General features: G+C 44.4%; 14 protein-coding genes. 5 read left to right on the top strand and 9 right to left on the bottom strand.

The features are described from left to right. Positions 1-142 precede the first annotated feature (142 nt). Together QYT14_RS11790 and QYT14_RS11795 are read left to right on the top strand one after the other, a co-directional pair. On the top strand, positions 143-1,972 hold the full coding sequence (locus tag QYT14_RS11790) for a metallophosphoesterase (RefSeq protein WP_288325450.1): 1,830 nt from the start codon (positions 143-145) through the stop codon (positions 1,970-1,972). A gap of 15 nt (positions 1,973-1,987) precedes the next feature. Next, on the top strand, positions 1,988-3,130 hold the full coding sequence (locus QYT14_RS11795) for an acyltransferase (protein WP_288325449.1): 1,143 nt from the start codon (positions 1,988-1,990) through the stop codon (positions 3,128-3,130). On the opposite strand, the gene folK is transcribed toward QYT14_RS11795, so the two are convergent. The 7 genes from folK to QYT14_RS11830 are packed head-to-tail and all read right to left on the bottom strand — an operon-like array spanning position 3,073 to position 8,218. Next, positions 3,073-3,573, bottom strand: coding sequence for a 2-amino-4-hydroxy-6-hydroxymethyldihydropteridine diphosphokinase (gene folK, locus QYT14_RS11800; protein ID WP_288325448.1), 501 nt, complete (start codon positions 3,571-3,573; stop codon positions 3,073-3,075). The genes QYT14_RS11795 and folK overlap by 58 nt on opposite strands. Before the next feature lie 23 nt (positions 3,574-3,596). Next, on the bottom strand, positions 3,597-4,652 hold the full coding sequence (queA, locus tag QYT14_RS11805) for a tRNA preQ1(34) S-adenosylmethionine ribosyltransferase-isomerase QueA (RefSeq protein WP_237040117.1): 1,056 nt from the start codon (positions 4,650-4,652) through the stop codon (positions 3,597-3,599). Between the two features lie 11 nt (positions 4,653-4,663). Next, the gene (truB, locus tag QYT14_RS11810; protein WP_288325447.1) at positions 4,664-5,368 is read right to left on the bottom strand and encodes a tRNA pseudouridine(55) synthase TruB; all 705 of its coding nucleotides are present in this window, start codon (positions 5,366-5,368) and stop codon (positions 4,664-4,666) included. Positions 5,369-5,386: 18 nt separating this feature from the next. Then, complete coding sequence (locus QYT14_RS11815; RefSeq protein WP_237040119.1) at positions 5,387-6,190, bottom strand: undecaprenyl-diphosphate phosphatase; 804 nt, start codon at positions 6,188-6,190, stop codon at positions 5,387-5,389. A 14-nt stretch (positions 6,191-6,204) separates the two neighbouring features. Then, positions 6,205-6,438, bottom strand: a complete 234-nt coding sequence (locus QYT14_RS11820; protein WP_022506966.1) for a DUF3098 domain-containing protein — start codon at positions 6,436-6,438, stop codon at positions 6,205-6,207. Positions 6,439-6,449: 11 nt separating this feature from the next. After that, entirely contained in the window at positions 6,450-7,319 is an 870-nt protein-coding gene (locus QYT14_RS11825) for a permease-like cell division protein FtsX (protein ID WP_288325446.1), read from the bottom strand. Positions 7,320-7,321: 2 nt separating this feature from the next. After that, positions 7,322-8,218, bottom strand: coding sequence for a class I SAM-dependent methyltransferase (locus QYT14_RS11830; protein ID WP_288325445.1), 897 nt, complete (start codon positions 8,216-8,218; stop codon positions 7,322-7,324). 136 nt (positions 8,219-8,354) lie between these two features. Here QYT14_RS11830 and QYT14_RS11835 point away from each other — a divergent pair, with 136 nt between their 5' ends. Then, the gene (locus tag QYT14_RS11835; RefSeq protein WP_237040122.1) at positions 8,355-8,591 is read left to right on the top strand and encodes a PspC domain-containing protein; all 237 of its coding nucleotides are present in this window, start codon (positions 8,355-8,357) and stop codon (positions 8,589-8,591) included. Between the two features lie 11 nt (positions 8,592-8,602). Here the strand turns inward: QYT14_RS11835 and QYT14_RS11840 are convergent, their stop codons facing one another. Both QYT14_RS11840 and miaB read right to left on the bottom strand, forming a co-directional pair. Next, positions 8,603-9,004: an FKBP-type peptidyl-prolyl cis-trans isomerase gene (locus QYT14_RS11840; RefSeq protein ID WP_237040123.1), complete on the bottom strand. Its 402-nt coding sequence runs from the start codon at positions 9,002-9,004 to the stop codon at positions 8,603-8,605. Next, on the bottom strand, positions 9,004-10,374 hold the full coding sequence (gene miaB, locus QYT14_RS11845; protein ID WP_288325493.1) for a tRNA (N6-isopentenyl adenosine(37)-C2)-methylthiotransferase MiaB: 1,371 nt from the start codon (positions 10,372-10,374) through the stop codon (positions 9,004-9,006). Before miaB ends, QYT14_RS11840 begins: the two co-directional genes overlap by 1 nt. 378 nt (positions 10,375-10,752) lie before the next feature. Here miaB and QYT14_RS11850 point away from each other — a divergent pair, with 378 nt between their 5' ends. Then, entirely contained in the window at positions 10,753-11,112 is a 360-nt protein-coding gene (locus tag QYT14_RS11850) for a hypothetical protein (protein ID WP_237040124.1), read from the top strand. Positions 11,113-11,151: 39 nt separating this feature from the next. Further along, positions 11,152-12,645 (top strand): acetyl-CoA hydrolase/transferase family protein, encoded by a 1,494-nt coding sequence (locus QYT14_RS11855; RefSeq protein ID WP_237040125.1) that lies wholly within the window; start codon positions 11,152-11,154, stop codon positions 12,643-12,645. Positions 12,646-12,820: the final 175 nt, after the last annotated feature.

The following is a 12,820-nucleotide window of genomic DNA, read 5'->3' on the forward strand; positions in this document are numbered from 1 at the left end:
GTTAGTGAAAGGAGGAAGGAAGAAACAGCTTTTCGCTTGTAGGACGATAAGACACAGTTGTTTTTAACACAAACGAGTGCCAAAATCATATTTTTTATCCTTACCTTTGAAGCGTTTCAATTTAAATAATACCGGATAAAACATGAAAAAGACACTCTTTCTGGCTGTTACAGCCCTACTGACACTCTCGGTCGCACAAGCTCAAAACACCTTAAAGTTAATGACTTACAACATCAAAAATGCCAACGGCATGGATAACGTACAGAATTTCCAGCGTGTGGCCAATGTGATAAATAATGCCTGCCCCGATGCCGTAGCCATCCAGGAACTGGACAGTATGACCAACCGCAGCGGAAAAACATACGTACTCGGCGAAATAGCTGAACGTACGCAAATGCACGCCTACTTTGCTCCTGCTATCGATTACGACGGAGGAAAATACGGCATCGGACTGCTCACCAAGCAAGTTCCTGTCTGTATCCGGACTATGGCACTGCCGGGCCGTGAAGAGGCCCGCGCACTCATTATGGCCGAATTTGAAGACTATATCTATTGTTGCACCCATCTCTCGCTGACGGAGGAAGACCGAATGACTTCACTGAACATGATAAAGGATTTTGCTGCTTCTGTCCAAAAGCCCTTCTTCCTGGCCGGAGACATGAATGCCAAACCTCAGTCCGATTTTATCAAAGGGCTCCAAAAGGACTTCCAGATACTTTCCAACCCGAAAGTGCCCACTTTCCCCGCCCCCAAACCGAAAGAAACACTCGACTATATTGTTACCCTGAAAAATAACGCCAAAGGATTTGCCGCCATCTCCTCCAAAGTGCTGGACGAACCGGTAGCATCCGACCATCGCCCGCTGGTGGTAACCCTCCGCACAGCAGAAAAAACAGAAAAGATATTCCGTACAAAACCTTATTTGCAGAATCCGGTAGGAAATGGAATCACCGTGATGTGGGAGACTACCGTTCCGGCCTACTGCTGGGTAGAATATGGAACCGACTCAACCCAACTGCAACGTGCGCGCACCATTATGGACGGACAAGCGGTGTGTAACAACAAACTGCATAAAATCCGCCTGGACGGTTTACAGCCGGGACAGAAATACTATTACCGCGTCTGCTCACAAGAAATTCTGCGCTATCAGGCTTATAACAAAGTATTCGGCAATACCGTCCAATCGGAATTCAATGAATTCACCCTTCCTGCCCCCGACAGCGATAACTTCACTGCCGTAGTGTTCAATGACTTGCACCAACATCCCCAAACTTTCCGCGCCTTGTGCCAACAGATTCAGAATATCGACTACGATTTTGTAGTATTCAACGGTGACTGTGTAGACGATCCTGCCAGCCACGAACAGGCAACCACCTTTATCAGCGAACTGACGGAAGGAGTGCATAGCGACCGCGTACCTACTTTCTTCATGCGCGGCAACCACGAAATACGGAATGCTTATTCTATCGGCCTGCGCGACCATTATGACTATGTGGGCAACAAGACCTACGGCGCTTTCAACTGGGGTGATACACGTATCGTGATGCTGGACTGCGGTGAAGACAAACCGGACGACCACTGGGTATATTACGGTTTGAACGACTTTACCCAACTGCGTAATGAGCAGGTGGACTTCCTGAAAAAAGAACTGGCATCCAAAGAATTCAAGAAAGCCGGAAAACGAATCCTGATTCACCATATTCCCCTATATGGAAACGATTATAAGAACCTTTGCGAAGACTTATGGAAACCGTTGCTGAAAAAAGCCCCCTTCAACGTAAGCCTGAATGCGCATACGCACGAGTATGCCTATCATCCGAAAGGAAAACTGGACAATAACTTTCCTGTCGTTGTCGGCGGAGGATATGACATGGATAGTGCCACAGTGATGGTTATCGAGAAAAAGAAAGGCGAACTGAGAATAAAGGTGTTGAACACCAAGGGAGAAGTTCTACTTAATATTACCGTATAAAACGCTTGGCCACAGATGGAATTGAGAAGAAAAGAAACCATAGGTTGGATAGACCTGTTGCGCGTTATCGCCTGTTTTCTGGTCGTGTTTGCACATTGTTGCGACCCGTTTGTGGCGCGCTTTGATACAGACCGCAGCACTTTCCTGCAAGGGTGTGCTGCGGGAAGCGCGGTGCGAAGTTGTGTACCTCTGTTCGTCATGATGACCGGAGTCTTGCTGTTCCCCATACGCAGCGGCATGAGCGAGTTCTACCGGAAACGTATCGGGCGCATCGTGGTGCCCCTCATTTTCTGGTCGGTCATGCTGCCGGTGCTGTACTTCGTATATCTGAACTACATTGCCACCACCGACAACCCCACTATCGATATGTCCACCTTCACATGGCCAATGACAGTGACCAAGATATGTACCTTTATCTTTAATTTCAACTATGACACTACGCCCCTTTGGTATCTTTATATGCTGGTAGGATTATATCTCATTATCCCCATTTTCGGGGCATGGCTCGACCGCGCCTCGCAAAAAGACGTCAAACTGTTTCTTCGCATTTGGGGAGTATCCTTGTTTCTTCCCTATCTGAAGATGGCGGCTCCCGCACTGGGCTATATCGGCAATTGGGGGAATATGGATATTCTGGGTGTTTGTGACTGGAATGCTTTCGGTTCCTTTTACTATGTGTCAGGCTTCATCGGTTATCTGATATTAGCTTATTATCTAGTGAAATATCCCTTGCAATGGAGTTGGAGAAAAACTCTCTCCATCGGCATACCCATGTTTGCGGCAGGATATGCCATTACATTTGGAGGTTACCTTATCATGCAGGAATACTTTCCGGGCAATTATGCCTATCTGGAAATCGTATGGTTATTTGGCGGCATCAATGTATTTATGATGACCTTTCCTGTCTTTATCATTGTACAGAAAATCAAAGTTCCCTACTTTCCTGCCCTTTCCCGGCTGGCCTCGATGACCTTCGGCATCTACCTTTGCCACTTTGTCTTTGTACAAATGGGGTATGATATGTTTGCCGCATGGTTGCCTAAAGGAGTTCCGGCAGTGGTTCACATAATCTGCATAGCTGTGGTTGCCTTCTTCGTCAGTTATCTGATAGTCAGAATGATGTCGGCATCCAAGGTGACGCGACGACTGGTGGCATAAACTGAAAATATGGTTTGCTTCAATACCGGATGCACTACTTTCGGTGCTATCTCTGCCAACGGCTCCATCACAAAAAGCCGCTCATGCATAAGAGGATGAGGAAGAGTCAAAGTAGGTGTATTCAGTATTAAATCGCCATACAGCAAGAGGTCAATATCAATCAAGCGGTCACTATAGTTACCGTCAACAGACTTCTTGGTACGGCCTAAGTCACGCTCTATTGACTGCGTTTCTTCTAAAACACCAAAGGGAGACAGAGAAGTCTCGACACAGCAGGCAGCATTCAGAAATGAATGTCCGGAAGAAAAGCCCCAAGGAGCAGTAACATAAAAAGCGGAAAGGGAAGTCACCTTCCCTATCCGCATATTTATCTGTTGCACAGCCGCATGCAGGTTGGCTTCCTTATCGCCCAAGTTGGTTCCAAGCCCTAAATAAACCTCCATACACAATGCTCTTTATCAATTACTTATTTATCTAAAATCAGCATGGCATCGCCATACGTTCCAAAACGATAATCTTCTTTCAAAGCGGTGTTATAGGCTTCCATAACCAAATCATAACCGCCATAGGCAGCTACCAGCATCAGCAATGTGGAAAGCGGCATGTGGAAGTTAGTAATCATGCTGTTGGCCACCGAGAAATCATAAGGAGGGAAGATAAACTTATTCGTCCAGCCTTCAAATTCTTTCAGGTGTCCGTCTGTGCCGACGGCTGTTTCAATTGCACGCATCACAGTGGTACCCACCGCACAGACACGTCTGTTCTCATCTTTTGCCTTATTGACAATGCTGCAGGCCGTAGAATCAACGAACATCTGTTCGGAATCCATCTTATGCTTGGTAAGGTCTTCCACATCAATCTCGCGGAAGTTACCCAATCCGGCATGCATGGTCACATAAGCAAAGTCTATTCCTTTGATTTCCATACGTTTCATCAGCTCACGGCTGAAATGAAGGCCTGCTGTCGGAGCCGTTACCGCACCTTCATTCTTGGCAAAGATAGTCTGAAAACGTTCTGCATCTTCTTCTTCTACCGGACGACGGATGAAACTGGGCAGCGGAGCTTCACCCAAAGCATAAAGAGCTTTCTTGAATTCATCGTGAGGCCCGTCATAAAGGAATCGCAAAGTACGTCCGCGAGAAGTGGTATTGTCGATTACTTCGGCCACCATAGAGTCGTCATCACCAAAATACAGCTTATTACCGATACGGATTTTACGTGCCGGATCTACCAACACATCCCACAAGCGAAGTTCCTCATTCAGTTCACGCAACAGGAATACCTCTATACGTGCACCAGTCTTCTCTTTATTTCCATACAAACGCGCAGGAAAAACTTTCGTATCATTAAAGATAAACACATCTTTATCATCAAAATACTCCAAGATATCCTTAAATACCTTGTGCTCAATCCGTCCTGTTGCTTTGTTAACAACCATCAGACGCGACTCATCTCTGTACTTGGCCGGATGCAAAGCTATCTTCTCCTCCGGCAGTTTAAATTTAAATTGCGACAGTTTCATCTTATCTCTCCTTATTCGTTTATAACTTCTATTACTTGTCGGTCAAGCCATTCGGGAAAATCTTCCACCTGCATACAGTCCTCCAGCTTTACTTCGCCCACACGGGTACGAACCAGACCGATGAGGTGTGCACCGCTATTCAGAGCTTCACCAATATCACGGGCCAGCGCACGGATATAAGTTCCCTTACTACACACTACCCTGATTTTTATCTCAGGAAGATTGCACTCCAATAACTCTATCTCGTCTATCACCAGCGTTTTAGGTTTCAGATTTACCTCCTCTCCCTTTCGCGCAAGATCGTAGGCACGCTCACCGTCAATCTTACAAGCCGAAAAAGCAGGCGGTATCTGCTCAATGCTGCCAATGAAACGTTTCAATGTTTCTTCCACCAACTCACGGGTGATATGCTCCGTAGGATAAGTGGCATCTATCTCTTTCTCCAAATCATAAGAAGGAGTGGTAGCACCCAATTGCAATGTAGCCACATACTCCTTAGTGTGATATTGAAATTCTTCAATCCGTTTTGTCGCTTTGCCCGTGCAAATAATCATCACCCCCGTAGCCAGAGGGTCCAACGTCCCTGCATGCCCTACCTTCAACTTCTTCACACCCAATTTGCGACAAATGTGATATCTTATCTTATTGACCACCGCAAAAGATGTCCACTTCAGCGGTTTATCGAAATATAATACTTCTCCTTCTTTAAAATTCATGCTTCTTGCCCCTACGGTTTATGCTGCCAATGAACAAGCTATCGTAATTGCCCCAACAACGGCACAATAGATAGCAAAATAAATCAACTTACCCTTCTTCACTATATTAATCATCCACTTGCAAGCAATGCAACCAGCAACAAAAGCAGCTACAAAACCTATTACCAGTGACAGAACCGAAATGTCCGTCGTTCCTGCCGCAGCTCCTTTTACTATCTTCATTCCATCCAGCAACGCTTCACCCAAAATGGGGGGAATCACCATCAAGAACGAGAACTGTGCCAGTTTAGCCTTATTGTCTCCCAGCAACAAACCGGTAGCAATGGTACTGCCCGAACGAGACAAACCCGGCAACACGGCACAAGCCTGCGCCAAACCTATGATAAACGCATCACGCATACTAATGTTCTCTTTCACACGAGGCTTTGCATAGTATGAGAAAGTAAGCAATAAAGCCGTTACCAACAGCATACAGCCTACAATCAACAGTCCCGACCCGAAAATTTCTTCTACATAGTCTTTAAAGAACACTCCTACGATTCCGATAGGTATCATAGAAACAAGGATATTCAATACATACTTTGTCTCCGCATTCATCTCACACTTAAACAGTCCACGGAAAATCCAGTCTATCTCTTTCCATAAAACAACCAGCGTACTTAATACAGTTGCCACATGTACTGCTATTGTAAATGTGAGATTGTCTTCACCTTGTATTCCAAACAAAGCCGATCCGATAGCCAAATGACCACTGCTGCTGACCGGCAAATACTCTGTCAATCCCTGGAGCAAACCAAGAATTAATGCCTCAAACCATTCCATACTCTTTTACCTCTTTATTCTTTCGTTACTTTCGGCTTTCGCACGATACCGTATATCATAAAAATAAAACCAAAGAAACAGACTGCAGGCGCTACCTTGATTCGGCGTACACTGAAAATATCCGGTTCAAAATATCCTTCTGTAGAACTAGGGCCTGTCATCAACAGGAAACCGATAATTACGACAGCCATGCCTATGGCCAGTAAGATAAAGTTTGTTTTATCAAAGGCAAATTTCTGTTTGTCCATATCCTTTTTAATTAGATGTAATAAAGCGCACCGGCTTTCATACGCAAATATTTGTTTATTGATATATAAGCACACATAAAAGTAATAATCACACCGAAAACAAAAACCGACAACATCACCAGCAACATCGTCATGGGAGTAATAATCTCTATCAATTCGGGTTCATATCTCACAAGTGCGTAAGCCATTCCGATTAATGCCGCATCAGCCATAACAGCCGCCAATACACCAATCCATATATTCCGGACCAAGAAAGGTTTCCGAATAAATCCCCAACTCGCTCCTACCAGTTTCATGGTGTGAATTAAAAAACGTTTAGAATATATAGCAAGACGTATGGTATTGTTTATCAATGCAAAGGAAATCAACGTAAGAAGTGCGGCAAGCCCCAGCAGCAAGAAACTGATTCGACGGATATTACTATTCACCGCATCCAGTAAATCTTGCGGATAATTAATCTCCATCACCTTCTTGTTGGTCATAATCTTCTCTTCAATCCAGGCTATACTATCCGAATTGGCATAATCGGCATTCAGTTTTATCTCAATGGAGGCAGTAAAGGGGTTATATCCCAAAAACTCAGCAGGGTCTGTTCCCATCGCCTCTGTTTGCTCTTTCAGGGCTTGTTCTTTAGAAATATAATAAGTTTCCTTAACGAAAGGCTCTGCATTCAGCTTCTTTTGAAACTTGATGGCATCCGCTTCCTTCATATCGTCACTGACAAGGACAGAAAAACTGATATTCTCACGAACGTACTTAGAAAGATTATTGGCTGATAGCACAAAGAAGACCACCATACCCAACAAAAGCAACACCAACATAGTGCTAATGCTGGAAGTAATGAACTGCATATCGAAAAAAGACGTTGATTTCTTTCCCATAATTACTTCTTTCTGAATACATAAATCATTGAACTACTACGCCCTTTCCTGGCTAACGTGCTAAACCAAGCCAACAGTCCCGTCCACATTCCTTTCAGGAAAGAGAAACGGCTTCCTTTATATTTCTCTGTCAACATAGAAACATAAAAAGCATCAAATGGCATCGGATGTTGCTCGGCAAGCTTAAAACCATGTTTCACCCCGAATTGTTGCATAGCCGACGGTGTGAAATGCCATAAATTCCTGGGGACATCATACGCAGCCCACCATTCCTTGTATTTCACCGCATCATACGAAGACGGATTGGGAACCGCAACTATCAGCACTCCCCTGTCTTTCAACAAAGCCGCCAGCCTTTCCCAAGTTTCATTCAGATGTTCCAAATGTTCCATCACATGCCACAGGGTAATTGCATCAAACGAATGGTCGGCATATCCCGCCAAAGCATCTTCCGCATCTACCTCCAGTTCAAAATGCTCTTTGGCAAACGCACGTGCTTTAGCATTCTTCTCTATCGCCCGCACACGCCAACCGCGTTCCTTCATGGCATTGCTGAAGTAGCCCGTACCTGTTCCGATATCCAACAGGCTGCCTTTACTCAGCCCGGACGTACGTTTAATCAGTTTGGCCTTGCGGGATAGCATATACTTGCGGACCTGATGATACACCCGGTTCATCAAGCCTTTATTGGTATCACTGTGTGAAATATAATCGGGAGTTTCATAATACCTGCCTATTTCCGCCTCTACCGGTGCTTCTTGTGTAAAAAGAAAGCCGCAATGGGTGCAACGCATCACCTCGAACTTTTCGCCCGAAGCATAATTATCTGTACAAGTTATTGCATGTTCTAACTGTTTTCCGCCGCACAACGGACAAGTATCTATCTTGAGTCTGTTCACTTTTAGCCCTAATTTGCTGCAAAATAACAAATAAAATGAATTACAAGAGCTTTCCTTTAAGTACTTTTAAGACTATAAGTTAACTATACATTTGGTTTTTCCCTATTTTTGCATATAAAATTTTAATAGCTGAGAAATGGAAAACAAAAGACTGCTTCGTTCAAACAATAGAATACTCGCCGGCGTATGTGCAGGAATAGCCGAATATTTCGGCTGGGAGGTATCAACAGTACGCATCGTTTATGCTCTGGTAACCTTCTTTACCGCTTTTTCGGGAGGAATCATCTATCTAATCCTGTGGATTATAATGCCTGAAAAAAGATATCGTGACGGGTATGAAGACAGAGTAAACGAGAAGTTACACGGCAGATAACGTCAGCTGCTTCAGGCAATACCCAGCAACTCTACTTCAAATATCAAAGTGGAGAAAGCTGGAATCGGACCGCTGGTGCGGCTTCCGTATCCCAAGTGATAAGGAATATAGATAATCCATTTATCCCCTGTATGCATTTGTTGGAGTGCCAACTGCCATCCATCGATGACATCACAGAGGCGAAATGCTTCGGGACAGTTACGGCTATAAGAGTTATCAAACTCTTTCCCGGTTATCAGGCTGCCTTTATAATGAACGGTGACAATGCTGCGAACGTTGGGTGAAACCGTTCCGGTTCCTGTTTGCAACACTTTATAAAATATCCCACAGGGTAAAGAGCAGACATCTGCTTGAGTAGAAAGAACCTGCAAATACTGCAGATTCTTTTCTTTATATTCTTCTTTCTTTCCCATCAGAAAACTTCTTCTCCTTTCAGCGTGGCTGAACTGGCTTCTGTTATACGTACATTTACAAAATCGCCGATGCGGTGATTTCCACGGTCAAACACCACCACCTTATTTTGTTGCGTGCGTCCGAACAGTTGCTCTTTCGAACGTTTCGACACGCCTTCCACCATCACTTCAAATGTCTTTCCCACATCTTTGGCATTACTTTCGGCAGAAAGTTGGTTCTGCAACTCAATAATCTCGTTCAGACGACGAATCTTGACTTCTTCGGGCACATCATCCGGCAAATGTTTGGAAGCATACGTTCCGGGACGTTCCGAATATTTAAACATGAAAGCAGAATCGTACGCACACTCACGCATCAAAGACAAAGATTCCTGATGATCTTCCTCCGTCTCAGAATGATAGCCGGAAAAAATATCCGTACTTAACCCACAATCGGGAATGATTCGGCGAATGGCCGCTACCCTGTCCAAATACCATTCACGCGTATATTTACGGTTCATCAACTTCAGTATGCGCGAACTTCCACTCTGCACGGGTAAATGAATATGTTTGCAAACGTTCGGTACTTCGGCTATCACCTGCAAGGTTTCGTCACTCATATCCTTAGGATGTGAAGTAGTAAAGCGGACACGCATTCCCGGAACAGCCTCAGCGACAGTGCGAAGCAACATCGGGAAAGTAATCACTTCATTCTCTTTCTCAAAGCGATAGGAATTAACGTTCTGTCCCAGCAAAGTCACTTCCTTGTAACCTTTATCAGCCAGGTCGCGCACCTCATTCAAGATACTCTCCACATCACGGCTGCGTTCCCGACCGCGAGTATAAGGCACTATGCAATAATGGCAAAAATTATTGCAACCACGCATAATGCTGACAAAGCCCGAAATATGGTTTCCGCAAATACGTGAGGGAATCACGTCACGATACGTTTCCGTGGTCGACAAGTCTACATTGATCGCTTTCTCCCCCGCTTCGACAGCAGCAATCAGGTCGGGCAATGTGAGATAAGCATCCGGCCCCACTACCAAATCGACATGGTGATTCTCTATCAAATCTTCCTTTACACGCTCAGCCATACAGCCCAGCACGCCGACAATCAGGTTTCTCTTTTTGTTTTTCCTCATCGAATGGAAAAACTCCAATCGGTTCAGTATCTTCTGTTCTGCATTGTCACGAATGGAACAAGTATTCATAAACACCGCGTCCGCATCCTCCAAAGTATCACATACACTATAACCTGCCATCTGCATGATAGAAGCAATCACTTCACTATCCGCCACATTCATCTGGCAACCATACGTCTCAATAAACAGTTTCTTGTTTTCCTGTTCAGTTGCAGATTTAAAGTCTGCTCCTGTTGTTTCTTTCATCATATTCTCTTTTTATAAATTCGCTGCAAAGATATTGAGTTCCCACCAAATTCCCTCATATTCTGTTTGATTTTTGCATATTTATAGCTTGATATTCAGACTGAAAAAGGCAGAATGAAAGCCATTGAAAGCCCCAACCGTTAAATTATCATAACCAATGAACAAAAAACTCCGTTTGCGTTACCAACGTATTCAGATAATTTGCATCTTTGCTTCTGAAAAACATTAGATTTTTTCATAGTTAAGGTTTAGGTTAAAAAAATAAGGGAAGACAACTGTGAAGTTCTCTTCCTTTTTTTATGCCTTTTTGTTAGTAGGGAAAGAAATAAATTTCTAACTTTGACCGTTCGTTATCAAACCCTCTAAAAAGATAAGCCTATGGAAATTGTCCAAGTATTAATATTCGTGGTAATCATTGCAATTGCCATTGTGCAACAAATTACCAAGGCTAAAAAAGAAACAGCCACACCTTCTCCCCATGAAGTTCTTACTGATATGTTTCCCACAATCGAAGAAATAGAAGGAGAGGGGCAGACAGTTTCACCACGACCAGTGAAAAGTAAACCACAACCTGCTTATAAGAAAAAGAAAGAAACATTCAAATCGACACCGATTGTCGCTATGGATAGCAAAAACAAAGATAAGCCCTCGGACGAAAACACCCGTATCAAACTCAGTACACGCGAAGAAGCACGACGGGCCTTTATTTACTCGGAGATTTTCAATCGGAAATATTAATAACAACAATACTAACAACCAGAAAACACATTGAATATCATGGGATTTAATATCATTTCAGCAGCCGAAGCTGCCAGCTATGTAAAGCATGGCTATAACATCGGACTAAGTGGCTTTACCCCGGCAGGAACCCCCAAAGCCGTAACCCCTGAAATCGCAAAGATTGCAGAAGAAGAGCATGCCAAAGGTAATCCGTTCCAGATTGGTATCTTTACCGGCGCTTCTACAGGAGATGCAACCGACGGTATTCTGTCAAGAATAAAAGCCATCCGCTATCGCGCCCCTTATACCACAAACCCTGATTTCCGTAAAGCGGTAAACAATGGAGAAATAGCTTATAATGATATTCATTTGTCACAAATGGCACAGGAAGTCCGTTATGGCTTCATGGGCAAAGTGGACGTAGCTATTCTGGAAGCTTGCGAGATTACTCCCGATGGTAAAGTATATCTGACCGCTGCCGGAGGTATCGCTCCGACTATTGCACGTCTGGCAGATAAAGTGATTATCGAACTGAATGCCGCCCATAGCAAAAACGGTATGGGACTGCATGATGTGTACGAACCACTTGACCCGCCTTACCGTCGCGAGATACCCATCTTCAAACCGAGTGACCGCATCGGATTGCCTTATGTGCAAGTAGATCCGAAAAAGATTATCGGTGTAGTGGAAGTGAATACACCCGACCAGGCACGTTCATTTACGGCACCTGACCCCATCACCGACCAGATTGGACAAAATGTAGCCGACTTCCTGGCAGCTGATATGAAACGCGGTATCATCCCCGCCGGATTCCTGCCATTGCAAAGTGGGGTAGGTAACATTGCCAATGCCGTACTAGGTGCATTGGGACGTGACAAAACGATTCCTGCGTTCGAAATGTATACCGAAGTATTGCAGGACGCCGTAGTAGACCTGATTCGCCAAGGACGTGTCAAATTTGGAAGTACCTGTTCATTGACAGTGACCAATGACTGTCTGCAAGGCATTTATGATGATATCGATTTCTTCCGCGACAAGCTGGTCATGCGTCCGTCCGAAATATCAAACAGCCCGGAAATAATCCGCCGTCTCGGTGTTATCTCTATCAATACTGCCATCGAAGCAGATATTTATGGTAATGTCAATTCCACACATATCAGCGGAACGAAGATGATGAATGGTATCGGTGGCTCGGGCGACTTCACCCGCAATGCGTACATCTCCATTTTTACCTGTCCGTCTGTTGCCAAAGAAGGAAAAATCAGCGCCATCGTTCCTATGGTATCACATGAAGACCACAGTGAGCATGATGTAAATATCATTATTACCGAGCAAGGTGTTGCCGACCTCCGCGGAAAGAGTCCGGTGGAACGTTCACATGCCATTATCGAAAACTGTGCCCACCCAGATTACAAGAATATCCTGTGGGATTATGTAAAGATGGCTTCCAAAGGACAGACCCCTCATTGCATTTCGGCTGCATTGGCCATGCACGATACACTGGCCAAGAAAGGTGATATGCGCCTGATTGATTGGGCAGAATATAAATAACGAATTGCCTTATCAAAGGCAGTTCGAACAGGGTTCAAACTACCCTAGGGTAATGGAACAATTACTATGCAGTAGTTGCCTGTTTACCCTAGGGTAGTTTAGCAATTACCGAGCAGAAATTAAATGAGACAAAAAACTTAAAAACATAATACCGCTGCAAACGTTGATTTATTGA

Source organism: uncultured Phocaeicola sp. (assembly GCF_948499155.1).
Lineage (GTDB): Bacteria > Bacteroidota > Bacteroidia > Bacteroidales > Bacteroidaceae > Phocaeicola > Phocaeicola faecalis.